At 55.0% G+C, this 25,829-nt stretch carries 16 protein-coding genes; 14 read left to right on the top strand and 2 right to left on the bottom strand.

Annotated features, from left to right (window positions below; genetic code table 11):
- The first annotated feature begins 271 nt into the window (after positions 1 to 271).
- The 8 genes from Q9245_RS15810 (at position 272) to Q9245_RS15775 (ending at position 6,194) form a co-directional block, all read left to right on the top strand.
- Entirely contained in the window at positions 272 to 1,180 is a 909-nt protein-coding gene (locus Q9245_RS15810) for an urease accessory protein UreD (protein ID WP_305898061.1), read from the top strand.
- Positions 1,181 to 1,280: 100 nt separating this feature from the next.
- Positions 1,281 to 1,583 (top strand): urease subunit gamma, encoded by a 303-nt coding sequence (ureA, locus tag Q9245_RS15805; protein WP_305898060.1) that lies wholly within the window; start codon positions 1,281 to 1,283, stop codon positions 1,581 to 1,583.
- An 11-nt stretch (positions 1,584 to 1,594) separates the two neighbouring features.
- Positions 1,595 to 1,936: an urease subunit beta gene (locus tag Q9245_RS15800; protein WP_305898059.1), complete on the top strand. Its 342-nt coding sequence runs from the start codon at positions 1,595 to 1,597 to the stop codon at positions 1,934 to 1,936.
- Positions 1,933 to 3,636: an urease subunit alpha gene (ureC, locus tag Q9245_RS15795; protein ID WP_305898058.1), complete on the top strand. Its 1,704-nt coding sequence runs from the start codon at positions 1,933 to 1,935 to the stop codon at positions 3,634 to 3,636. Before Q9245_RS15800 ends, ureC begins: the two co-directional genes overlap by 4 nt.
- Positions 3,637 to 3,657: 21 nt before the next feature.
- The gene (ureE, locus tag Q9245_RS15790; RefSeq protein ID WP_305898057.1) at positions 3,658 to 4,170 is read left to right on the top strand and encodes an urease accessory protein UreE; all 513 of its coding nucleotides are present in this window, start codon (positions 3,658 to 3,660) and stop codon (positions 4,168 to 4,170) included.
- On the top strand, positions 4,160 to 4,867 hold the full coding sequence (locus tag Q9245_RS15785; protein ID WP_305898071.1) for an urease accessory protein UreF: 708 nt from the start codon (positions 4,160 to 4,162) through the stop codon (positions 4,865 to 4,867). Before ureE ends, Q9245_RS15785 begins: the two co-directional genes overlap by 11 nt.
- Positions 4,868 to 4,898: 31 nt before the next feature.
- Positions 4,899 to 5,537, top strand: a complete 639-nt coding sequence (ureG, locus tag Q9245_RS15780; RefSeq protein WP_305898056.1) for an urease accessory protein UreG — start codon at positions 4,899 to 4,901, stop codon at positions 5,535 to 5,537.
- 72 nt (positions 5,538 to 5,609) lie between these two features.
- Positions 5,610 to 6,194 carry a HupE/UreJ family protein gene (locus tag Q9245_RS15775; protein WP_305898055.1) on the top strand — a complete coding sequence of 195 codons (585 nt, stop codon included), beginning with the start codon at positions 5,610 to 5,612 and terminating at the stop codon, positions 6,192 to 6,194.
- A gap of 58 nt (positions 6,195 to 6,252) precedes the next feature.
- Here Q9245_RS15775 and Q9245_RS15770 read toward each other — a convergent pair whose 3' ends face one another.
- Entirely contained in the window at positions 6,253 to 6,963 is a 711-nt protein-coding gene (locus tag Q9245_RS15770) for a haloacid dehalogenase type II (protein WP_305898054.1), read from the bottom strand.
- A gap of 8 nt (positions 6,964 to 6,971) precedes the next feature.
- Positions 6,972 to 7,424, bottom strand: coding sequence for an MgtC/SapB family protein (locus Q9245_RS15765; protein ID WP_305898053.1), 453 nt, complete (start codon positions 7,422 to 7,424; stop codon positions 6,972 to 6,974).
- Positions 7,425 to 7,682: 258 nt separating this feature from the next.
- On the opposite strand from Q9245_RS15765, the gene Q9245_RS15760 reads away from it, so the two are divergent.
- The 6 genes from Q9245_RS15760 to Q9245_RS15735 all read left to right on the top strand — a co-directional run.
- Positions 7,683 to 8,990 carry a hypothetical protein gene (locus Q9245_RS15760; protein WP_305898052.1) on the top strand — a complete coding sequence of 436 codons (1,308 nt, stop codon included), beginning with the start codon at positions 7,683 to 7,685 and terminating at the stop codon, positions 8,988 to 8,990.
- A 36-nt stretch (positions 8,991 to 9,026) separates the two neighbouring features.
- Positions 9,027 to 11,510, top strand: coding sequence for a neutral/alkaline non-lysosomal ceramidase N-terminal domain-containing protein (locus Q9245_RS15755; protein WP_305898051.1), 2,484 nt, complete (start codon positions 9,027 to 9,029; stop codon positions 11,508 to 11,510).
- 308 nt (positions 11,511 to 11,818) lie between these two features.
- On the top strand, positions 11,819 to 13,543 hold the full coding sequence (locus tag Q9245_RS15750) for an efflux RND transporter periplasmic adaptor subunit (protein WP_305898050.1): 1,725 nt from the start codon (positions 11,819 to 11,821) through the stop codon (positions 13,541 to 13,543).
- A gap of 8 nt (positions 13,544 to 13,551) precedes the next feature.
- Positions 13,552 to 15,699 carry a hypothetical protein gene (locus Q9245_RS15745; RefSeq protein ID WP_305898049.1) on the top strand — a complete coding sequence of 716 codons (2,148 nt, stop codon included), beginning with the start codon at positions 13,552 to 13,554 and terminating at the stop codon, positions 15,697 to 15,699.
- A gap of 116 nt (positions 15,700 to 15,815) precedes the next feature.
- Complete coding sequence (locus Q9245_RS15740) at positions 15,816 to 17,216, top strand: efflux RND transporter periplasmic adaptor subunit (protein ID WP_305898048.1); 1,401 nt, start codon at positions 15,816 to 15,818, stop codon at positions 17,214 to 17,216.
- Positions 17,217 to 17,260: 44 nt separating this feature from the next.
- Positions 17,261 to 25,829, top strand: an 8,569-nt coding sequence (locus tag Q9245_RS15735) for a VCBS domain-containing protein (protein WP_305898047.1), incomplete at its 3' end; no start/stop codon positions are given.

The raw sequence follows: 25,829 nt of genomic DNA, 5'->3' as shown, positions 1-25,829 counted from the left end.
GTCGGCACACACACCCAGAGACGTTCGTCTCAGCCCTGAGTCTGTATATCTAGTTTTCTGCATCAGTTTGCGTTTTTCATTTCAAGCAATACTTGCAAGCTGATCGCCAACGGCGGCTTTAAAGCCAATTCCGTCAATCTGACCGTACCCGTGCGCGTGGACGTTCCAGATCGTTCTGCTATTTTCAGCTTATAGCCCTGCCTGTCAGGAAAATCTGCTGTGGAATCCGCGGAAGATGCTGCGCTGGGCTATTACAAAGGTACACGATCGCATGACGATTCTACCCTTTATGCCTGTTCAACAACGGGCAGCCTCGGATTCCGGGCATCGTTTTGATGCCAATCGCCATTGGGCAGCTTCTCTGACCTTGGGCTTTTGCGCCTACGCGGACGGTGATCTCAGTATCACCAGAATGAACAAATCCCACCATTATGGGCCCCTGCGAGTTCAGCGGCCGTTTTATCCGGAAGGTCGTGACGGTTGCTGTCACGTATACCTCTTGCATCCTCCCGGGGGCTTGGTGAGCGGTGATGCTCTCAACGTTGATGTCACGGTTTCGGCGGGCGCGCATACGCTCCTGACCACCCCGGCTGCCAACAAACTTTACCGTGCCGATAGCAATGGCGTTGCCTGGACCCAGACCACTCACCTAAAAGTTGCGAACGGTGCCACGCTGGAGTGGCTGCCCCAGGAAACCCTCGCTTTTGATGGCTCTCGTGGTGAACAAACCTTTCTGATCGAGCTGGAAGAAAACGCCAAATGTCTGGGCTGGGAAATTCTTGGCCTGGGCCGCCCAGCCAGCGACTTGCCCTTTGCCAGTGGGCACCTAGAACAACGTTTCCACGTCTCCCAAGGCGGTCGGCCCTTGTGGATAGAGCGCCAGTCGCTAGATCCAGCACACCGGCGGTTCGCCGGCAAATGGGGGCAGGGCGGAGCCACCGTACACGCTACGCTCTGGGCGATTGGCCTGGCCGATCCAGCCGAGGCTGTGGCTGTTTTACGTGAACGACTGCCGGCGAATGAACGCTGGGCGGTTACCTTCCGCCGGGGCGTGCTACTGCTTCGCTATCTTGGTATCGAACGAAACGAAGTCTGGGACCTCTTCCAGCAAGCCCGAGCGATCCTGCGCCCACGCCTGACCGGACACGAGGCCACCGTGCCACGCATTTGGCTTACCTGACAATTTTTCGCCAAAGCGCTGACTTTGGCGACGACCCACCGCCTGTGTTGCTTACACGCACAGGTTTTAAAACAAAACATCGATGACGATGGAGTTAGCGATGGAATTAACACCGAGAGATAAAGATAAGTTGCTCCTGTTTACGGCAGGTTTGCTGGCTGAGCGCCGCAAAGCGAAAGGGCTCAAGTTGAATTATCCCGAATCGGTTGCGCTGATCAGCTGCGCGATTATGGAGGGTGCCCGAGAGGGCCGAACCGTGGCGGAGATGATGAGTGCCGGCCGGGAAATTCTGACCCGTGAAGATGTAATGGATGGCGTGCCCGAGATGATTCAAGACGTGCAGGTCGAGGCAACCTTTCCGGACGGGACCAAACTGGTCACCGTTCACAATCCGATTGTTTGAGGAGGCTCGTCATGACCCCAGGAGAGTATCAACTCCAAAGCGGCGATATTGAGCTGTGCGTGGACCGCGCAGATTCCATCGTCAATGTCGAGGTTGCCAACACGGGCGACCGGCCGGTGCAGGTAGGTTCTCACTACCATTTCGCCGAGACCAATCCAGCCCTTCGATTTGATCGCAAACAGGCATACGGACACCGGCTGGCTATTGCGGCAGGGACGGCCATCCGGTTTGAACCAGGCCAAACCCGAAAAGTGCCTTTGATCCCGTATTCCGGCCTGCGCCGCATATACGGTTTCCGCGGCGAGGTGATGGGGCCACTGGATCAGAATGATAAAGGGGGCGCGCGCTCATGAAGATTTCCCGGCAAGCCTATTCGGATATGTACGGCCCGACCACCGGTGACCGCATTCGATTGGGCGATACAGAATTGTGGATCGAAATCGAACACGACCACACCCACTACGGTGAAGAGGTTATGTTTGGTGGTGGCAAGGTGATTCGAGATGGCATGGGCCAGAGTCAGCGCTGTGACGATGCGGTAATGGATACCGTGATCACCAACGTCATCATTTTGGACTGGTGGGGCATTGTGAAAGCCGATGTTGGCCTCAAGGGTGGTCGCATTGCCGCGATTGGTAAGGCGGGTAATCCGGACACCCAGCCAGACGTGGACATCGTGATCGGTGCCGGTACTGAGATTATCGCGGGAGAAAACCGCATCATCACAGCTGGCGCGGTTGATACCCACGTGCATTACATTTGCCCTCAGCAGGTGGACGAAGCGCTGATGAGTGGATTGACCACCATGATTGGCGGCGGCACCGGGCCAGCTACGGGCTCCGTTGCAACCACCCATACGCCTGGCCCATGGCATTTGGGTAAAATGATGCAGGCCGTGGACGATTTGCCGATCAACATCGGGTTTCTCGGAAAAGGCAGTGCCAGTAAGCCGGAAGCGCTTGAGCAGCAGGTGAAAGCCGGCGCCATGAGCCTGAAAATCCACGAGGACTGGGGCGCTGCACCTGCATCCATCAGTAACGCATTGGATGTGGCTGACCGTTATGACATACAGATCGCCATTCATGCCGACAGCCTGAATGAATCCGGTTTTGTGGAAGATACTCTGGCGGCCTTCAAGGATCGGTGTATTCATACTTATCACACCGAAGGCGCCGGTGGCGGCCACGCACCCGACATCATCACCGCTTGTGCGTTGCCGAATGTGTTGCCGTCGTCCACCAACCCGACCCGGCCGTACACCATCAATACCGTCGATGAGCACCTCGATATGCTGATGGTGTGCCACAACCTGGATCCGAATATTCCGGAAGATGTGGCCTTTGCGGATTCTCGCATTCGCCGCGAAACCATCGCCGCCGAAGACATCCTGCACGACATGGGGGTGATTTCGATGATCTCCTCGGACTCTCAGGCCATGGGGCGCATTGGTGAAGTGGTGTGCCGCACCTGGCAGACCGCCCATAAGATGCGCCTGCAGCGAGGTTTGCTGCCTGAAGACCAGGAGCGGGGCACAGACAATTTCCGGGCGAAGCGCTATGTCGCCAAGTACACCATCAACCCGGCAATTACCCACGGTGTAGGCCATGAAGTTGGCTCGATCGAAATCGGTAAGCTGGCAGATCTAGTGTTGTGGCGGCCCGCCTTCTTTGGCGTTAAGCCTGAGCTGATTCTAAAAGGCGGGATGATCGCGGGCGCGGCCATGGGTGACCCTAATGGCTCCATTTCCACGCCACAGCCGGTGCATTACCGCCGTATGTTTGGTGCCTACGGCCGAGCTGCCGCGGCCACCCGAATGACCTTCGTCAGCCAAGCGGCCATGAATACCGGGCTTGAAGAAAAGCTGGGCCTGAAGAGCCCGCTGGTGGCGGTGAAAAACGTCCGGCAAGTACGCAAGAGCGACATGAAACTGAACGAGGCCTGTCCGAAACTGACGGTAGACCCGCAAACCTACGAAGTACACGCCGATGGCGTATTGCTGACCTGTGCTCCGCTCTCGGAAGTGCCTTTGGCGCAGCGCTATCACTTGTTCTGAGTGGCTTGGAAGGAAAAGTACATGCTTGAATTGATTAAGAGAATGGACCGCAGCTCTGACGTAAACGCAATGGACACGCTGACTTTGCCTTACGAGCTGCGAATTCGCGGTCGCCTGAAAGCGGTGACCGATAGCGGCCGCGATGTCGGCCTGTTTCTGGATCGCGGTCCGGTGCTACGTCATGGCGACCTGCTACAAGCCCGAACGGGCGAGGCGATTCGCATTTGTGCTGCCAATGAGCCGGTAACGACCGCTTACATTGGTAGCGGCCTGCCTTTGGCACGGCTGTGCTACCACTTGGGAAACCGCCACGTGTCGTTGGCCATTGGCTCCGACGATGATGGCCGGCACTGGGTGCGTTTCCCTCCTGATCATGTGTTGGAGGAACTGGCCGAATTATTGGGGGCTAGTCTCAGCCATCACGAAGCACCGTTTGACCCTGAATCGGGTGCCTATGCGCACGCCGGGCGTGAACATGCGCACAGCCATGGCCATGAACACGGCCATAGCGACGGTCATAGTCATGCGCACTGACAGCCAGAGCGCCGGGGTCAGCGATCTGGCGCTGTTGGGTTTGATGCAGTTGATCAGCCCTGCGTTGCCCATTGGCGCCTTTGCTTGGTCACAGGGCCTTGAAAGTGCCTTTGAGTTGGGTTGGGTCAGCAACGAGCGCGAGCTGGGGGAGTGGCTGGAAGGTGTTCTCGACGATGGCTTGAGCCGCTGTGAATTGCCGGTGCTGGCTCGGTTGCAGAACTGCTGGGCCAACGGTGACAGCAAAGGGCTCGCGTTCTGGAACGATTGGCTGCACGCCAATCGTGAAACCGCCGAACTCAGCGACGAAGACATCCGCTTGGGGTTGGCGCTGAAGCGCCTGCTGACGAGTCTGGAGTTGCAACCCAAGGCAGAGCAGGGCGATGCCCAACTGCCGGAAGAGCCGGGTTACGTCACCGTGTTTGCCTGGGTTGCACATCAGCGACAGGTGCCGGTGCGTCAAGCCCTGCTGGGTTTTGCCTGGGGCTGGTTGGAGAACCAGCTGGCAGTGGCCTGTAAGGCCATGCCTCTGGGGCACACCGCCGCGCAGCGCCTGAACGAGCAGTTGCGCCCGCAGCTCGTCGCCGCGGTTGAAACCGCCCTGGTACTACCCGACGAGAGATTGGGCCCGATTCTACCCGGCCTGGCTCTGGGCAGTGCTCAGCATGAAACCCAATATTCAAGATTATTCCGAAGCTAAGAGGCTTCGAATTAACAGAAGGAACTTTGCAATGACTCATTGTTTACGCGTAGGTGTTGGTGGTCCTGTTGGGTCTGGAAAAACCGCGTTGTTGCGCCAGCTGTGTAAGGCGTTGAAAGACCATTACAACATCGCGGTGGTCACCAACGACATATACACCCGTGAAGATGCGGATTTTCTGCTGAAGCACGAAGCCCTGCCGGCAGATCGTATTCTCGGCGTGGAAACCGGGGGGTGCCCTCACACGGCCATCCGCGAAGACGCGTCCATGAATCTGGCGGCGATTGATGACTTGCAAGCCCGTCATCCGGGTTTGGAACTGGTGCTGGTGGAATCCGGAGGTGACAACCTCTCGGCCACGTTCAGCCCGGAACTGTCGGATCTGACCCTGTATGTCATTGATGTTTCAGCCGGTGACAAGATTCCGCGCAAAGGTGGCCCGGGCATCACCAAATCGGATTTGTTGATCATAAATAAGATCGACATTGCCGAATACGTGCACGCCTCACTGGATGTTATGGAACGGGACTCCAAGAAAATGCGTGGTGAACGGCCGTTCGTGTTTGCGAACTTATACGACGGCGTTGGCCTGGAAGAAATCATCAGCTTCATTTTGAAGCAGGGAATGTTGCCTGAACGTCGGCCGGAAAAACTGAACGAAAGCGCCTGAGTCAGCAGCCAAAGCTGTGCAAACAGCATGAATTGAAATTGACATAATTACCAAGAACAGATGGAGAACACCATGAACAGAATGACTAAATTACTGATGAGCGTTGGGCTGATGTTGATCGCCGGTGCAGCTGCAGCTCACCCCGGCCACGGCGTGCATACCCACAGCGATTTCCTCAGCGGCTTGCTGCACCCAATGTTGGGCATTGACCACTTGCTGGCGATGGCTGCCATCGGCTTCTGGAGTATTCGACAGAGCACGGTAATGAAAAATGGCGCACCGCTGTTTGTTGTTGGCGGCATGATTCTTGGTGCAGTGTTGGCTTGGAGTGGATTGAATTTGAGTGGTGTGGAAACGGGTATCGCCATGTCTGTGCTGCTGGCAGGTGTGCTGATTGCCACTATGGCGAAACTGCCTACGGTCGTAGGCGGCACATTGGTGACTCTGTTTATGATCACCCACGGATACGCTCACGGCGCTGAAATGACTGCCGGTGCCAGCCTGTTCTCCTACTTGGCCGGTTTCGTGGTTGCAACTTTGGCTATCACGTTCGTTGGTCGTCGTCTGGGGGAATTGATGCTCCGTGCAGACAACCGGGTCACGCGCGCATTAGGTGGTGTGGTCGCAGTGGTTGGTGGTGTATTGGCTGCCGGTTAATAAAGGATCTGACCCTGAAAACTCGAAAAGCCGCACGATCACCGTGCGGCTTTTCGCTTTATGGGTTGGGAGCCTCCACGGGCGCTCGCCGGATGATTTGCTCGGCCAGCTCGCCCAACGTTGAGGCCATAAAATCGGGATACGGAACACCGGGCGCGGGCAAAAATGCGTTATGTGGGCGGGTAAGAAAAGCGCCTTGGCAGCCCGCAGCTTGTGCGCCTATGGTGTCCCAGAGGTGGCAGGCGACAAGGCACAAATCGGACGTGTTAACCGAGAGCGCTTGTGCAACGTGTTGATAGGTCTCGGGCGCTGGTTTGAACTTGCCTGTTGCTTCAACGCTGAACGTACGCTCGAAATAATCGCGTAAACCGGCTTCATCCAACGGAGTGGGGGAAGCGCTAACAGGGGAGTTGGTGAGCGTGACCAATCTATGGCCGGCGGTTTTTAACCGGGTGAGAGCCGGAACAACATCCGGGTGCGCCGGCATGCGCCGCATTCGTTCCCCAAGTTCTTCAATGTCGTTATCGGTGCAGCCAATTTGATGAATCGATGCGGTCATTTTTAGTGCCGCTGCGCCGAGTTTGTTGAAGGGCGTATAAAGGCCCGATAACGTCATCGTCTGGGAGTAGAGTACGAGCTGTGCAAACCACTCCCTGAGCATGACAGGATTTCCAAACATGCGCTCAAACAAGGGCTCAAGGGTGGTAATGTCGAGCAAGGTTTCGTTGACATCGAAAACGATGACGGGCGGGGCTTTCTTATTAATCATGCTGCACCTTAGTCCTCGATGACTTCCCGTTCAAACCGTCCCAGAATAACCACGGTTATAAGTGCAAATCCTGTCAGTAATCCGGCCAGCACCAAGGTGCCAAGCCCACAAGCAACTCCGATTGCACCCGCGATCCAGATAGACGCTCCGGTGGTAATGCCCTGAACATTGCCGCGGCTTTGAATGATGCAACCCGCACCCAAAAAGCCAATGCCGCCTACCACGCCTTCCACGATGCGGGTTGGATCTATTCGAGCTGAAGGGTCGCCTTCCGCTGTTGCCAACAAAATGTGCATCCCCATCATAATGAAAGCCGAAGCCCCCAGAGAGACCAACATGTGAGATCGCAGCCCTGCAGGTTTTCCTCTCAATTCCCGCTCCAGACCTAACAAAAACGCAAGCCCGGCCGCCGAAAGAAGTCGAATGGTCATGTCCAGCAGGGAAATTTCGCTCTCGTCCATAGTCTTCTCCAGTGGTGGAAGGTTGTGTGCTTTCTGCAAAGGATAGCAGTTCCGGTTTTTCTCGCATAAGGGCGCGCTTTCAAAGCCCTTTGGTCGGCTCCCAACAACATCGATTGGCCGAGTTGACGATTCTGCCAGCTGTTTTGTCATTTCTGCCATAGCCGAAAATGTGACGGTGTACGCATAATGTAATACGACTGACTGTCACGTTTTTTCGTGTGGTCAAAAAAACAATAAGATAACAATGGAGCCCTTTCGATGCGTTTTACTGCCCCCCTTACTCCTCTGTTGATGACGCTGATCCTCGCCGGTTGCATGGGTGAAAATGACAGCTCTGGTGGGAATGCCGGCTCCGCGGAGCCTGAGAATTCGTCGGTACAAACTCAGCCCGAGAGCGAACCCCCGGTCACCGTTCCTGTCGAGGACGGCGCCAAGCCTGTGGTGTTTGTCGGCAGCAACTGGGACGGCGTTATCGATGTTATTGATGGCGAAAGCTACGTAAAGATCGGGCGGATTAATGGTATCCCGGATTTAGAAGAGCGGATGAACGAGATTCGTCTTGACCCCATCAAGTTGGCAGCGTTTCACGGCATCGCGCTGTTGATCGGTGAGGGCCACAACCAGTATGTCGATGACATGTACAGCACCCGTAACGGAGAGCTGTTGATTGTGTCCCGGCCGAGTTTTGCGGATGTGGTCGCCATCGATATTGCCTCTAACGACATCGTCTGGCGATTCGAAGTTGACGGTATTCGCTCAGACCATATGGCGTTGTCACCGGATGGGTCGGAGGTGGCGGTTTCAGCTTCAACCGGCAAGGTGGTGCATATTCTGGATGTCTGGACCGGTGAAGAAAAAGCACGCTTCCCGACCGGTAACTCTCCGCACGAAAACGTGTACTCGAAAGACGGAAAGAAAATTTATCACGCCAGTATCGGGCACGTGTTCACACCGGCAGACCGGGGTCTGCTCAAAGACACCAAGGGCGAACGTATCTTCAAAGTGGTGGATACGGAAACCTGGGAAGACATCAAAAGCTTTGATATCAGCGAAAAGCTGGCGGAAGCGGGTTATCCCAATATGAGCCCGGCCATTCGGCCGATGGCGCACACCGAGGATGAAAAGTTCTTCTACTTCCAGCTTTCATTCTTCCATGGTTTTGTCGAATACGATATGGAGAACGACAAAATTACGCGAGTCGCGAATCTTCCGAACCGGGTGCCGGATTTACCGGTAGAACTATACGTAAACGATTCAGCACACCATGGTATCTCGATGGGTGCCGATGATGAAAAGCTGTGTGTTGCCGGCACCATGAGCGACTACGTGGCCATTGTTGATCGCAAAACCTTTGACTATGAACTGTTGGAAGGCTTGGGTGAGAAGCCTTATTGGATCACCCGTGATGCGTCCGGCGAGAACTGTTTTGTGTCCTGGAGTGGCACGGATCAGATGTCGGTGATCAACATCGAGCGGGCAGAAGAAGTGGTTCGAGTCGATGTCGGAGATCATCCGCAACGTATCCGGGAAGGCAGTGTGCCAGACGGCTGGACAACGCCGTTCTGATACGCGAAGCACCGACAGCAATCAACAGGAAGTGTCATGAAAAATAACAAAGTAGGTTTGGTGTCTCGTCATTTTGGACTGGCGTTTGCCAGTGCTTTATTGCTGGCCTGTGGCGGCGATCAAGGCAGCTCCGATGTTGTTTCCCAATCACCGGCGCCCAATGAGCCCGGTCCGTCCGTTGACGTTGAGCCAAACGTGGCGGCTTTTGCCAATCCTGAACTGGCCCAGTGTGTGATGGAAAGCCCGCTGCGAGAGGTCGGCAAAGGCATGGATGCGCCTTCGATGGCAAAGCCTGCTGCGAAGCGTGTTCAGGCTGTAGCGCAGGAGGGTGTGGGATCGTGCGCCGCTAACCGGGAATTCCGGTTTGGTAGTGGGTTGTCAGATATTACCGGCCCCGTCGCCCTGAAAAGTGGCGCGGGCTGGGAAGACTCCGGGCAGGTGATGCACGGCCTTCACCAGCGACAGTATGCGCGGGCGTTCGCCATAGAATCGCCCTGCAACGACAAGCGGGTGATGTTTGTGTCGGCCGATATTGGTTTGATGTGGGGCTCCGTCCGTAATGGTGTTCTGGCCGCATTGGCAAAAGATCCTGAGCTGGCGGCCGAATATACCGCTGACAACCTCATGTTGTCGGCAACTCATACCCATAATGGGCCTGCTGGCTATGCACACCACGAAGCCGGCAACGCGCTGCATTTGGGATTTGATTCGCTGGTCTACAAAACCAACGTCAATGGCATTGTTGATGCCATCGCTCGCGCACATCGGAATATCGAAGCCAACGAGCATACCGCTCCGATCGAAATGGCCGTAGGGGAGTTGTTGAACACCAACATCAACCGCTCGCGCCCCGCTTATGCGATGAACCCTGAACAAGAACGCCGGCAGTACCTGAATATCCGGGGCGAAGAAGTGGATGTGGCCAAAACCATGGTGCAACTGAATCTTCGCCGCAAGAGTGGTAGCCCGGTGGGTGTGATTAACTGGTTTGGTGTGCACCCAACGGTTATGGGGCCAGAAGTGCCCTACGTGAGCTCGGATGTGAAAGGGTTTGCATCGCTTGGCTTCGAGCAGATCATGGCCACGGAGTATCGGGCTGAACCGGGCAAAGACAGCTTCGTGGCGGCGTTTGCTCAAGCGGATGAGGGCGATGCTTCCCCGAATATCTTTATTAACAAATTTCCGCATCCGGACCCTCGCCGCGGAGGCGGGGAAGCCCCGATGGATTCGAATGCCATTTCCGGCACCAAACAACTGGCTCGTGCGCTTGAACTTTGGCAGGACGGCCAGCCGTTATCGGGTGGGGTGGATTATCGGTTGATGCACGTGCAGATGAACAAGGTCACCGTTACAGACCCGAACGTTCTTTCTCGGCTTGAGCATCCGCCAGAGCTGGATACACCTGAAAAGCAAACCTGTAATGCAGCCCTTGGCGTGTCGTTCCCGGCGGGTGCAGAAGATGGCCCGGGGCCCATCAGTCAGGAAGGTCTGACCTGTAGCGCCTCGCCCGATCTCCTGCGCAGTGCCGCTGCGGACTTCGCAGGGCTGACCGAGATGGCTATGCCGCTGAAGTTGGTCAGTGACCTGTTGTTGTGCAATGTGCAGCATTTAACGGTGTTAGGGTTGGGATGCCATGCGGAAAAGCCTATCTTGCTCCCCACCAATCTAGGGGAAATTGCCGGTGGGTTGCCGAATAAGGTAACGGGGTTGCTCGGGTTAACGTCAAACTTTGAGCCGGCGATACATCCGTTGCAGATCTTCCAGCTTGGCAATCTGGCCTTGGTAGGTTTGCCATGGGAAGTCACAACCATGTCGGCCCGGCGTTTACGGGACATGATTCAGGAAGAGCTGGCACCGGTGGGCGTTGATACAGTGGTCATTGCCGGGCTTGTGAATGGGTATATCCATTATCTGACCACTCGAGAGGAGTACGCCAGCCAGCAGTATGAGGGCGCTTCAAACGCGTTTGGCCCCTGGAGCCTCGCCGCCGTGACCCAGGAGCTCCGTAAGTTAGCGGATTCGATGGTGCAGGGTACGGTTTTACCCGTTGGGCCAGAACTGCCTAAGGTGAAGCCTGTGCTGCGCAGGCTGCCGTATATTCCAAGCGACAGCCCCGGTGAACAAGCGTTCGGAACGGTGCTGGAGGATGTGCCTGCGATAGCCGTGCAGGGGGATGAGATCTCCGCTCGGTTTCAGGCCAGTCACCCTCGTAACGATCTGATGCTGAACGACAGTTATGCCTATGCGGAACGACTCAATGAGGATGGCAATTGGCAAGTCGTAGCGACAGATCGTTCGCCCAACCTGTTGTATACCTGGCACCCGCGGTTCTTGCCCGCGTTCACTATGGAGCTGCCTTATACCGGCGCATCGGAAGCGTCGGTGAACTGGCACTTGCCACGTAATCTGGAGCCCGGTACTTATCGTCTGAGAACCAAGGGGGTGGCACAGCCGGGTGGTGCCTGGGAAGGTGTGAGCGGGGTGGTCGAAGTGGTCGGTTCACCGGCGATTTGCCCTTAATTTTCTTTTAATAGTGCGGAAATTGTACAAAAGATAACACTTAATAGCTGGCGATAGGGTGGCTTCGTGCTAATTTTAATTGCATATGCGAAGGAGTCCACTTCGAGAGCCACCTTATGTCAAACAGTTCGCTGGTACCACCACCCTTCGGATCAGATGCTCCATCTGATGGTCATGTTGTTGGGCCAGTTGAAGGTGCCGTCATAAAACGAGCGAGAGACACTCGCTCGGATACTGCCTTAAACTCGACGAATTCACCCCCGTTATCGGCCGCCATGGCGCAACGATGGTTAGCGTGGCAGTGCCGCATGATCACCGGGATTATTCGTGGGGCGCTTTATCTGCCAGCGGATGCCCAGCGCCAATGGCAAGCGCTCTCAATCTGGCCGGACGTCGGTGAGGGCGATTCACTCCTGATTGAAACTGCTAACCACGCACTTCTGAAAAACAGAGGTATCGTTCGCTCGCACCAGCGTTATGGCCCTGAGAAGCAGCGTGCTTGCGAGTTGATCGCCTGCCCATTGCTGGTGGACCAGAAGCCGGTGGCCGTTGTTGCCGTTATGATCTCGCCTCGCTCCGAGGCGCAACAGCGCGCTGTGTTGCAGTTGCTGCAGTGGGGCGGGTTGTGGATGGAAACCTTGCTTCAGCAGCAACTCGCGGCTGATCAGGAAACCGGCGCTTTTTCTTTAGCAGCCATGACCGCCATTCTCGGACACTCCTCATCCCATGCTGCAGCCATGGAAACGGCTAATCAGCTGGCGGATCACTTCGGGTGTGAACGAGTCAATATTGGGTTTCGATGTGGCTTGCCCATCCGCCTTCAAGCGATTTCCCACATGGCGAGCTTTGATCCCCGTACACAGCTTGTGCGAAAGATTGAAGCCGCTATGGAAGAGGCGGTGGACCAAAGAATCACCATGGTTTATCCCTCGATTAAACAACGGGAATCCGCGGTCTCTCGAGCTCATGCCGAATTGGCGGAAGAGCAGCAGGGCATGGCCGTATGCACTATCCCGTTGCGGGGCGGTTCAAACATCATCGGTGCGGTTACCCTGGAGCGAAGGGGGAGTGAGCCCTTCAATAAAGAAACGATAGCTGTGTGCCAAGCCTTGGCAAACTTAGTGGGCCCGGCGTTGGAGTTGAAGCAACGAGAAGAGCGCTCGTCTTGGTCTAAAGGTATCGAAGCGTTAAGAGAGCTTGCCGCCGGAGTGTTCGGCCCGGCTTATATGAAGTTGAAGGTGGGTTTGTTGTCGGGTTTGCTGCTATTGGCGGTACTCGCCGTTGTAGATGGGACCTATGAGATGACTTCAGCGGCCAGTATCGAAGGTGCCGTTCGTCAGGTGTTGGCGGCACCGCAAAACGGCTATGTCAAACAGGCAGACGTCAGGGCAGGAGACTTGGTTGAAGCGGGGCAAAGGATCGCAGTGTTGGATGACAGAAACCTGCAGCTTGAACGCCAGAAATGGCAGAGCGAGTACAATAAAATTCAAGCCGAGTATCAGGATGCACTGGCGAAGCGTGAAAGAGTTGAGCTCAGTGTGCTGCGAGCACAGCTGGATCAGGTCAGTGCCGAAATCAGGCTGGTTGAAGAACAGCTAAAACGCACTGAGCTGTATGCGCCCTTTGATGGCGTGGTGGTAAGTGGTGATCTCAGCCAGTCTTTGGGGGCTCCGGTAGAGACCGGTCAGGTGCTGTACGAAATTGCGCCACTGGAAAGCTATCGAGTGGTCTTGGAGGTGGATGAAAAAGACGCGGCGGGTCTGGAAAAAGGTAAGGCGGGTCATCTGCTCATAGCTGCATTTCCAAGGACGACCTTCGATTTTGTAATTGACCAAGTGGTTCCCGTGGCGGTTTCCAAAGACACCCGAAACTATTTCCGGGTTGAAGCTTCGCTGGATGAGCCCGCGTCATCACTGCGCCCTGGCATGAGAGGGGTGGCCAAGGTCGATATGGGGCAACAAAGTTTGCTCTGGATTTGGACTCATTCCATTGTTGATCGTATTCGCCTGTGGGCCTGGGCCGCGGGATGGTAGCAGAAAATATGACCGCTGCATCTCAAAACCCCAATTGGCCTTTGCTTGCCTCGCTTTGCCCCAGGCTGCGTAAGCACGTGCGAACCTATCCTCGACAGTACCGCGGCGAACGTTGGTATCTCCTTCGAGATCAGGTCAGTGGACGCCACCTCCGGTTCAATGCCTCAGCCTACGAATTTATTGGCCGCCTCGATGGCGAACACAGTGTTGAAGAAATCTTCAGCAAAACGCACGCAACTCTCGGCGAGGATGCGCCAAGCCAAGACGATATCGTGCTGATTCTGACTCAGCTATTCGCAATGGATCTGCTGCGAAGTGAGTTGCCCAGCGACGCGAAAGAGTTTTTTAGCCGTTTTCAGAATGAGCGCCGTATCCGCAAGCAGCGCGCGGTCATGAACCCATTGGCAATACGGATCCCGTTGCTGGACCCAGACGCCATACTCAATCGCTTCTTGCCTTGGGTGCGCCCCGCATTTTCTCCCATGGGGGCGGCCGTTTGGCTACTGGTGGTGGGATTGGCCGGCCTGCTGGGGTTGGTGAACATTCCGGAAATCAGCGCTTCTGTTAACGCGGATGTCCTCTTGCCCACGAACCTTGTTCTGATGCTGATGACGTTTGTTGTCATCAAGGTTGTTCACGAGTTCGCGCACGCCTTCACAGTCAAGATGTGGGGTGGGGAAGTCCATGAAATGGGAGTTACACTCCTGGTGCTTGCCCCCGTGCCCTATGTGGATGCCTCCGCAGCCTGGGAGATGCCCGATAAGTATAAGCGGGCGTTAGTCGGAGCAGTGGGGGTTCTGGTGGAGCTGTTCATCGCTGCCATGGCGTTGTTTGTCTGGCTGGCGGTCGAGCCGGGCCTGGTGCGTGATCTGGCGTTCAATGCTCTGTTGATCGGTACGGTATCGACCTTCCTGTTTAACGCCAATCCGCTGCTGCGTTTCGATGGCTACTACGTCCTGCAGGATCTGGCCGAGATCCCCAATCTGTACACCCGTGCCAGTCGTTATTACCTCTATCTGATACAGCGTTATTTGTTTGGGATTCACTCCGCACGGTCACCGGCGACGGCTGAGGGTGAAACGATATGGTTCGCTGTTTATGGTTTGGCCGCACTTCTGTACCGACTGTTCATTTTGTTCGTGATCGTACTGTTTCTGGCGGAAGAATATCTCTTTATTGGAGTGGCGCTGGGGGTGTGGGCTGTCGGAATGCAGCTTTTGTTGCCTCTTTATCGAGGCATTCGATTTTTACTCGAAGGGCAAAAACTGGCTGGCCGGCGCGCTCGGGCGGTGACAGTGATCGTCTTGACGATTGGTGCGGTAAGCTCCGGTTTATTGTGGGTGCCCGTTTCTCTAACCAGCCATACCGAGGGCGTGGTCTGGGTGAAGGAACAGGCAGTGCTGTACAGCGGTGCCGAAGGGTTTGTGGAAGAGGTGCTGGTGAAGCCCGGTACTTTGGTGGAAGCTGAAACGCCCCTTATACGAATGCGTGCCGTGACGTTGGATGCACAAATTTCTAAGCTTGAAGCGCGCCGCAGAGAATTGGAAATTCGCAGCGCCGCCGAACGTATGAAACGACGAGTGCAATCTGAAATGGCCAATGCCGAGCTGCAATCGGTTGAGGCTGAGTTGGCTTTGTTAAAAGCACAGAAAGCCTCGCTGGTTGTTCGCAGCAAAGTGCCAGGTGTATTTGTGTTGCCCGATGTAAGCCGCTTCGTGGGGCGCTACCGGGGCAAAGGTGAATTGATCGGGTACGTGATTAGCCCGGAAAGTCTGATTGTGAGGGCAGTAGTACCGCAATCGAAAATAGGTTTGGTTCGCCAACAAGTGGCAAAGGTTGAAGTTCGTTTGGCTGAACGGCTGGGTGAAACAGTTCCCGCACAGATTAGCCGTCAGACACCGGCGGGCAATTCCGTTTTGCCCAGCCGAGCGTTGGGAACGGCCGGCGGTGGAAGTATCGCAGTGAAAATGAGCGATACCGGTGGAACCACGGCGGTTGAAGAAGTCTTTCATGTGGATTTGTCATTGCCAGTGAGTTTGGATTTGGCGGGCGTAGGCGAGCGTGCTTATGTGCGCTTCGACCATGGCGCTGAGCCGTTAGCGAGCCAATGGCTGCGAAGTGGTCGGCAGCTTTTTTTAAGTCGTCTTTCATTTTGATGTTGTGGATACTTGATTATGTGCCATATTCAAGTACATACCTGCATATATAGAGTGTCGGCTTGGAGTGAGTATGGGAAGTATCTCCCATCAACATGTTGCTTAAGAGTATATCTATGAGAATGAAAACACGGACGTCATTGACGCTGATACTCATGGTTTTGTTTGTTGGTCATGCCCAATCAGAAGAGCACTTGATGGGAGAAATGGATGTCAAAATCCCCGTGCAGGATTGTGTCATGGAGCCTAGCGAAATCGTTGATGTTGGCAGTGTTGTCCCCGGGGTGGTTGACGCTATTCACGTGTATCGGAGCGACCTGATAAAGAAAGGCGCGGTTATCGTCGAGCTTGAATCAAGTGTTGAGCAAGCGTCCCTGGAATTGGCCAGAGCCCGGGCAAATCAAAATACAGCGATAGAACTACGAGAGGAGAGCGCTCGCTTCGGCACGCTTACTCAAAATCGAGAGCAGGCACTTCTACGCAAATCTGCGATATCTCAGCATGACTGGGACAAAACGAAAACTGAAGCCCGCATTGCCGAATTACAGGTGAAACAAGAACAGGATAATAAAGCGATTTACGAGCTTGAATATCGCCGGGCGCAGCTGGTTCTAGAACAGCGCCGCATCCGCAGCCCTGTCGATGGTGTGGTCATGGAACGCTTCAAATCGGTGGGGGAGTTTGTTGAAGACGAACCCGTGGCACGCGTTGCTCAGCTCAACCCTCTTCATGTGGAAGTGATTGTGCCGGTGGACTACTTGGGGAGCATCGTTCCGGGTATGCAGGCGGATGTGCGCACGGGGTTAGCAAATTCGGGCGAGTACCGGGCTACCGTTGAGCGTGTGGACCGTGTTGCCGATGCAGCCAGCGGAACATACGGCGTTCGTTTAAGCCTTCCAAACCCTGATTACACGATTCCTGCAGGTCTGCGGTGTCAGTTAACTTTCTTGCCGCAGACGCAGCAGAAACCCCAAACAGTTGCGGTGCAGTCGGATGCTGCAACTGCCATGGAAACAGCCGACGAAGCACCACTGGGGCGCTGTTATAGCGTTGGCCCTGTTGAAGACAAAAGCACGGCCGAGCAACTGGCTGATAAGCTTCAGCAACAAAGTGAAAGTCTGCTGCTGCGTGCTGTTAGTGAAAGTGTAGAAGTGGGCTACCGCGTGTTGGCCGCAGAGCCCTTTAACTCTGTAGAAAAGAAGCAGCTACTCGCTCGCCTTGATGAAGCAGGTATTACGGATCGCTTCGTTTTGGCCCAGGGCGAAAGTAAGGGCCGCATAGCTTTAGGTTATTTTCGAAAGCCTTATTTTGCAAACAAACGCCAGGAATCGCTTGCCCAAAAAGGGTTTGTTACTGAGATTCTGCCTCATAGAAAAGACATAGAACAATACTGGCTGGATGTCGCCTTAACGAGTGAGCTTGATAGCCCCGACCAGATCGAACAAATCGCCGCCACCCTATCTACGGCGCCCACCTTAAAGCCAATGGCTTGTTACCCTGAATTGGCTCGGCGTTAGGGAAACTCTGACGAAGCGATATCTGAAATGGAGTTAGGCGCGTGATGAACAGGAAAGACAAAAAACGTACGGCGCCAGTCATCGAAGCTCTAGAGCCCCGGATGATGTTCTCCGCAGATATGTTTGGCGGAGCGGTTGATAACCCCGCTGCAGACGATCCTCTGGCCTCTCTGCTGGATGACACCGCCGCCGTTCTGGAAAAACAGACCGCTCAGCTGTACAAAGAACAAACCGATGCCGCGCTTGCAGAACCGTTGTCCTCAGAGGGTGATGTAACCTCGCCTCTGGAAGAAGCCTCGCCCCGTCTTGAACTGGTATTTGTCGATACCGATACCCCGGATTACCAGCAACTTGTTGATGACCTGTTATCCAACAGCGACAACAGCCGTTGTTTTGAAGTGATCCTGCTCGACAATAACAGTGATGGCATTGAGCAGATCACAGCAGCCTTGCCAGACTACCATGGAATTGATGCCATTCACCTGATCTCGCATGGCGAGGATGGCGTGGTTGATCTTGGTAATACCCAGCTCAATAACCAGAACCTAGTTACCTACCAAGCCCAGCTGCAATCCTGGGGTGAACACCTGAATGCCGACGCCGATATTTTGTTCTATGGCTGTGAGCTGGCAGCGTCAACCGATGGCCAGGCCCTGATCGATAAAATCGCCACCTTAACGGCCGCCGACATTGCGGCATCGGATGACCTGACGGGCAATTGGGATATGGGTGGTGATTGGGAATTGGAATATAAAACCGGTCTGATTGAAACCGGCGCTCTCTTCAGCGATGCAACACTAGATTCTTGGGATCATACGCTGGCCGCGGCCGTTGATGTGACCTCTACTGGTGTAAGCACCGGTGGGAACATTCTCGTATCGCACACCACCTCCGGTTCCGATCGGCTGATGACAATCGTCGTTACGTTGAACCACAGGCTCGCCACGGATTCAGTAGATTCTATTACCTACGGCAGTCAAAGTGCTACGTTTGTCGGCGCCGAGAAAAACGGTGACAGCCGTATCGAAATCTGGACGCTGGTTGCGCCGGATGTTGGGACCAATAATGTTGACGTAACGTTTAGCGGCAACTCAGACGGTGCAGCAGTTGGTGTCACCACCTTTACCGGCGTCGATCAGGCGAACCCTATCACTGCACGTCAGTTCAATTCGGGCATTTCCGGTACGGCCGCAATAACGGTTGCTTCCGCCGCTGGCGAACTTGTCTACGGTGGGGTGTCAGTGGATGACCCGACCGACTATAACCTGATTGCCGGAGCCGGCGCAGGGCAAGAGAACAATTGGGATGCTTACGGGTACGAAATCAATGCCGGCGGCAGCACTAAGGCGGGAGCGCCTTCTGTGGATATGGCCTGGAGTTGGGCAGGGGCCGATAATTGGACTGCTTTTGCATTGTCGATAAAATCTGTTCCTCTGACGGTTGATACCACCAGCGATGAAGCCGATGGTGATACCTCATCCATTGAAGCGTTACACCTGAATAAAGGTGCCGATGGCAAGATATCACTGCGTGAGGCCATTGAAGCTGCGAACGCCACACCCAATGGCGCTATCGCAGATACCATTCGGTTCAATATCACTGATCCTCTGGTCGATGGTGCGCACACCATCACGCTCGGCAGTGCGTTGCCGACAATTACTGATACGTTGATCCTTGACGGCACCTCCGAGCCAGATTTTTCCGGCAATCCGGTGATCCGGATCGATGGGATTTCTGCCACAGGCACTGTGGACGGCCTCAAATTTTCGGCCACCTCAGACCACAGTATTTTACGCGGATTAATGATTACCAACTTTTCGGGGAATGGTGTTCAGATTGATTCGGGTGCTGATGGCATTACTCTTTCGGGAAACTGGATCGGCACAGCAGGAGCCGGAACAGCAGTCGGAGTTGGTAATAGTAACAGTGGTATCAATGTACAAGGCGCCAACACTGTTATTGGTGGCACTGGCGCAAACGAAGGTAATGTGATTACTAACAACAATAACGAAGGCATCAATATCACCGGCTCCGGTGCAACAGGGACGATTATTCAGGGCAACATTATCGGACTGGACCCTGATGGTTCGACGGGGTCGGGAAATACAGATGTTGGGATAGCAGTACTGTCTGGCGCGGACAATACAACCATTGGTGGCACTACCGCCTCAGCCCGCAATGTCATTTCTAATAATTTCGAAGGAATTGAAATAAATTCCAATAACAATACGGTGCAAGGAAACTATATTGGTACCGATATCACCGGTACTCTCGATCGCGGTAATCGTTCTGATGACGGCATCGAGATTCAGGGTAATGCGACTGGCAACCTGATCGGCGGCACGGAAACCGGCGCAGGTAACTTGATTGCGTTTAATGCGCTCGATGGTGTCAACATTGTAAACGGCAGTGGTAATACGGTGCTCGGCAACCAGATTCATTCCAACAGCGACATGGGAATCGACCTGGGGACCACTGGCGTTACCAGCAACGACGCTAACGACGGCGATACCGGTGCAAATAATCTTCAAAACTACCCTGCAATCACCACGGCCCTTCTTACTGGCTCGAACCTGACCCTGAGCGGCACTCTCGACACCAATGGGGCAACCACTTCATACCGTATTGAGTTTTTCGGCAACACGGCAGGCACTCAGGACGCAACCAATGGCGAAGGTCGCTTCTTCCTGGGAAGCACGACTGTAACCACCAACGGTACCGGCGATGGCTCTTTTAATGACGTAATACTGACCGGTATTACATTGAACGAGGGTGATTACGTCACTGCTACCGCCACCAAGGTTGACGACGCCGGCCAAGTGGGCAGTGATGACCAGCTTGCGTATGGGGATACCTCGGAGTTTGCAGCGAATGTTGTGATCGCTAACGGAAACAATGCCCCGGTACTCAGCGGTGCTAATGACCTTAATTCAATTAACGAAGACGACGTTAACAATTCAGGCACCCTTGTCTCGGGCCTGATCGCTGGGCAGGTGTCCGATGCCGATAGTGGATCGAGTGGCGGTATTGCTGTGGTCGGAGTCGATAACACCAACGGTACTTGGGAGTTCACCACCAACGGCGGTGGCATTTGGACGGCGTTTGGTTCGCCAAGTACCGCGGCTGCGCGCTTGCTGGCTGGCGATGTGAACACGCTCGTGCGATTCGTGCCCGATGCAGACTGGAACGGTACTGTCACGAACGGCATTACCTTCCGTGCCTGGGATCAGACAAGCGGTGCTAATGGCAGCTCTATGGCGATCGATGAAGGTACCAGGTTTACACTGGACGAATTCAGCAGTGTCTCGTATAGCAACAATGATGGTACGAACGCGTGGAGTACTGACTGGGCCGAAGTCGATTCAAACAGCGCTGGGTCTGATCCCACAGATGGCCGTATCAGGGTATCGGGTAATGAATTGAAATTCCAGGTCGCCAGCGCAGGGAATAGTCTTTCCCGTGAAGTTAATCTGGAAAATGCGACCGGCGCGACTCTCTCGTTTTCTTACGATAACGCGCTGGGCGGTTCAGCCACGCTTCTCGCTCAGGTTTCGAGCGATGGCGGTACCACCTACGACACGGTGGCAACATTTAACTCGACTATAAACCAAGGTGTTGGCACCCAAACGATTGACCTCAGCTCTCATCTCTCGTCAAACACGCTGGTTCGTTTTTATGTAAGTGGTGGAGAGACGGGTGCCGGAATAAACAATCTGTCTATCGACAATGTTCAGGTTGAGTATACGGAGCTGGGGGGAGGGAGCTCTCCATTCTCCTCAACGACGGCGAGCGCGAGTGTGGTTGTCAACGCTATGGCCGACACTCCGTCCGTTACCAATACAAGCACAACTGAGGACACGCAATCGACAAGTGGTCTGGTGATTACACCAAACCCTGCAGATGGTTCCGAAGTGACTCATTACAAAGTCACTGGCATCACTGATGGAACGCTATATAAAAACGACGGCGTCACTCAAATAATTAACGGCGATTTCATTACTGTTGCCGAAGGTAGTGCCGGGTTGAAATTTACCCCGACGGCCGACTTTAACGGCAGCGGAACCTTTACGATACAGGCCTCTACATCCAACAGCGATGCGGGGTTGGGTGGGGGCACTACGGTCGCCACTGTCAACGTTGCCCCCGTCAACGACGCACCGACCGATCTGATAACCACATCGACCTCGCAGAGCGGCCTCAGCCTCAATGAAGACGGTAACGATTCGTATCTCGTTGCCGACAACGGACTGCCAAGCCCACTTAGCCAGTTCACTGTGGAGGTACAATTCGAAGGCAACAACTTCTCCAACGAGGTGCCTTTCATATCGTACAACACTGCGTCAGGCGGCGACGTGCTAGCTATTAATACAATGGCAGATAATACGCTTGAGCTGGATATCGGAACAGGCGCCGCCGCTTTTTCGAATGCCATTAATTACAACGCGACCCTGATGGATGGGCAACGCCACACCCTGTCTGTGAGCTGGGACAACAGCGCGGGAGACTGGAGCGTATACATCGATGGCGCATTGATTGACAGTAATACCGGTTTATCGACTGGCCAGACGATCCCGACTGGCGGGACGCTGATGTTCGGCCTCGAGCAGGACAGTGTCGGTGGCACTTTTGAGTCCCAAGAATATTTCAACGGAGAGCTTTATGATATCCGGCTCTTCGATGATGTGCGCACAGCTACTGAAGTTGCGACGAACTACACTCAGACGCTGCCCAGTAATGAACCGGGCATGGTCGCGAACTGGATATTCGACAACCTGTCCACTAGTGGCACGATTGTGGAAAGCGTCGGTGGTAACAACCTGACCGTGCAGCACACAAGTGGTACTGGATTCACGCCGAGCAATCCGGAATTAATCCTTTCCTCTCCGGAAAACTCCCCCAATGGAACTGTCGTCGGCACTTTATCGACGATAGATCCCGACCGTGGTGACAGCTTCAGCTACACACTCGTAGATAACGCGGGTGGCCGTTTCGACATTGATTCAGTAAGCGGCGATATCACCGTACTGGATGCTTCCCTGATCGATTATGAGACGGCGGCATCACATAACATTACTGTTAGAGTCACTGATGCCGGTGGATTGAGTTACGACGAGATATTCACTATCCAGGTAACGGATACAAATGAAGCGCCGGTGTTGGACAGCGCGGCCTTAACTCTGATCGAAGGTCAGACTGTCGGTTTGTCTGCGGCGAACTTTGGTATCACCGATCCTGACGACACAGAATTTACCTTCACAATCAGCGGCCTCAACGGCGGATATTTCCAGCTCAGCAACAACGCTAACGTACCGATCACCAGCTTCACCAGTGCCCAACTCAATAGTGGTCTGGTGGAGTTTGTGGACGATGGAAACGAAGTGATGCCGGCGTTCGACGTCACGGTCAATGACGGGGCGCTGGATTCCAACATCCTGGCGGCGACGATTAGTTACACCGGCGTCAACGATGCGGCCACGATCAGCGTGACCGCCGCGGATACGGCGGTCACCGAAGACGACGCCGGCAATAATACGGCCACTGGCACCGTGACCATTTCCGATCCGGATACGGGTGAGGGCGCCTTGGCCAGCAGCACTGCGACGTACGGCACGGTCACCGTGGATGGCAGCGGCAACTGGACCTACGCGCTGAATAACGGCGACCCTGCGGTACAAGCCCTGGCAGCAGGCGAGACGTTGACCGACACCATCACTTTCACCAGTGATGACGGCACCACGCAAACCCAGGCTATTACCATCACTGGAGCGAATGACGCAGCAGTGATTGGCGGTGATACCACGGCTGCTGTCAGTGAAGACGGCATTCTGTCCGACAGCGGAGTGCTGACTATCAGCGATGCCGAGAGCGGTGAAGCGGTGTTTTTGGCGCAGTCTTCCGCTGCGTCTACCAATGGTTACGGCACGGTTGATCTCGACAGTGCTGGCAATTGGACTTACAACCTGGATAACAGCAATGCGACGGTACAAGCGCTGGCTGAAGGGCAAACCCTGACTGACAGCTTCACCGCGACAAGTGCTGACGGTTCGACTCAGGTGGTTAACGTCACTATTACGGGCAAGGATGACGCGACCAACATAACGGTGACCGCTGCTGATGCCGCAGTCACTGAAGACGATGCCGGAAATAATACTGCGAACGGTTCCGTAACTGTCAGCGATCCGGATACTGGCCAGGGCACATTAGCCAGTAGCACCGCAAACTACGGAACGGTCACTGTAGATGGCAGCGGCAACTGGACTTACGCGCTCGATAATAGCAACGCCTCGGTACAAGCGTTGGCGGCTGGCGAGACGCTGGCCGACACCATCACTTTCACCAGTGATGACGGCACCACGCAAACCCAGGCTATTACCATCACTGGAGCGAATGACGCAGCAGTAATTGGTGGTGATGCCTCGGCCGCCGTCAGTGAAGACGGTATCGTGTCCGACACGGGTGCGTTGACAATCAGCGATGCCGATAGCGGTGAAGCGGTGTTTGTGGCGCAGTCTTCTGCAGCGTCTGCCAATGGTTACGGCACGGTTGATCTCGACAGTGCTGGCAACTGGACGTACAACCTGGATAACAGCAACGCGACGGTACAAGCGCTGGCTGAAGGGCAAACACTGACTGACAACTTCACCGCGACCAGTGCTGACGGTTCGACTCAGGTGGTTAACGTCACTATTACGGGCAAGGATGACGCGACCAACATAACGGTGACCGCTGCTGATGCCGCAGTCACAGAAGACGATGCCGGAAATAATACTGCGAACGGTTCCGTAACTGTCAGCGATCCGGATACTGGCCAGGGCACATTAGCCAGTAGCACCGCAAACTACGGAACGGTCACTGTAGATGGCAGCGGCAACTGGACCTACGCGCTGAATAACGGCGACCCTGCGGTACAAGCCCTGGCAGCAGGCGAGACGTTGACCGACACCATCACCTTCACCAGTGATGACGGCACCACGCAAACCCAAACCATCACTATTACGGGTACCAACGATGTGGCAGTGATTGGTGGTGATACCACGGCTGCCGTCAGTGAAGACGGTATCGTGTCCGACACGGGTGCGCTGACGATCAGCGATGCCGATAGCGGTGAAGCGGTGTTTGTGGCGCAGTCTTCTGCAGCGTCTGCCAATGGTTACGGCACGGTTGATCTCGACAGTGCTGGCAACTGGACGTACAACCTGGATAACAGCAACGCGACGGTACAAGCGCTGGCTGAAGGGCAAACACTGACTGACAACTTCACCGCGACCAGTGCTGAAGGTTCGACTCAGGTGGTTAACGTCACTATTACGGGCAAGGATGACGCGACCAACATAACGGTGACCGCTGCTGATTCAACAGTCACCGAAGACGACGCCGGCAACAATACCGCCACTGGCACAGTGACCATTTCTGATCCGGATACGGGTGAGGGCACGCTAGCCAGTAGCACCGCAAACTACGGAACGGTCACTGTAGATGGCAGCGGCAACTGGACTTACGCGCTCGATAATAGCAACGCCTCGGTGCAAGCGTTGGCGGCTGGCGAGACGCTGGCCGACACCATCACTTTCACCAGTGATGACGGCACCACGCAAACCCAAACAATCACTATTACGGGTACCAACGACGCAGCAGTGATTGGCGGTGATACCACGGCTGCTGTCAGTGAAGACGGCATTCTGTCCGACAGCGGTACGTTGACTATCAGCGATGCCGATAGCGATGAGGCGGTGTTTGTCTCGCAGACGTCCGCACCTTCTACCAACGGTTACGGCACGGTTGATCTCGACAGTGCTGGCAATTGGACGTACAGCCTAGATAACAGCAACGCGACGGTACAAGCGCTGGCTGAAGGGCAAACCCTGACCGACAGCTTCACCGCGACCAGTGCTGACGGTTCGACTCAGGTGGTTAACGTCACTATTACGGGCAAGGATGACGCAACCACTATCAACCTAACCGCCGCGGACACGGCGGTGACCGAGGATGATGCGAGTAACAACACCGCCAATGGCACGGTGACTGTCACCGATCCGGATACTGGCCAAGGCACGCTAGCCAGCAGCGCCGCGATTTACGGCACGGTCACCGTAGATGGCAGCGGCAACTGGACTTACGCGCTCGATAATAGCAACGCCTCGGTGCAAGCGTTGGCGGCTGGCGAGACGCTGGCCGACACCATCACTTTCACCAGTGATGACGGCAGCACCCAAACTCAAAACATCACCATTACCGGCACCAACGATGCAGCAGTGATTGGTGGTGATGCCTCGGCTGCCGTCAGTGAGGACGGTACTCTGACAGACAGCGGTGCGCTGACCATCAGCGATGCCGAGAGCGGTGAAGCGGTGTTTTTGGCGCAGTCTTCTTCAGCGTCTACCAACGGCTACGGCACGGTTGATCTCGACAGTGCTGGCAATTGGACGTACAGCCTGGATAACAGCAACGCGACGGTACAAGCGCTGGCTGAAGGGCAAACCCTGACTGACAGCTTCACCGCGACCAGTGCTGACGGTTCGACTCAGGTGGTTAACGTCACTATTACGGGCAAGGATGACGCGACCAACATAACGGTGACCGCTGCTGATGCCGCAGTCACTGAAGACGATGCCG

The organism is Marinobacter sp. MDS2 (assembly GCF_030718085.1).
Classification (GTDB): Bacteria; Pseudomonadota; Gammaproteobacteria; order Pseudomonadales; family Oleiphilaceae; genus Marinobacter.
Note: the sequence above shows the minus strand (reverse complement) of the source record. Positions and strands in the feature narration are given on the sequence as shown.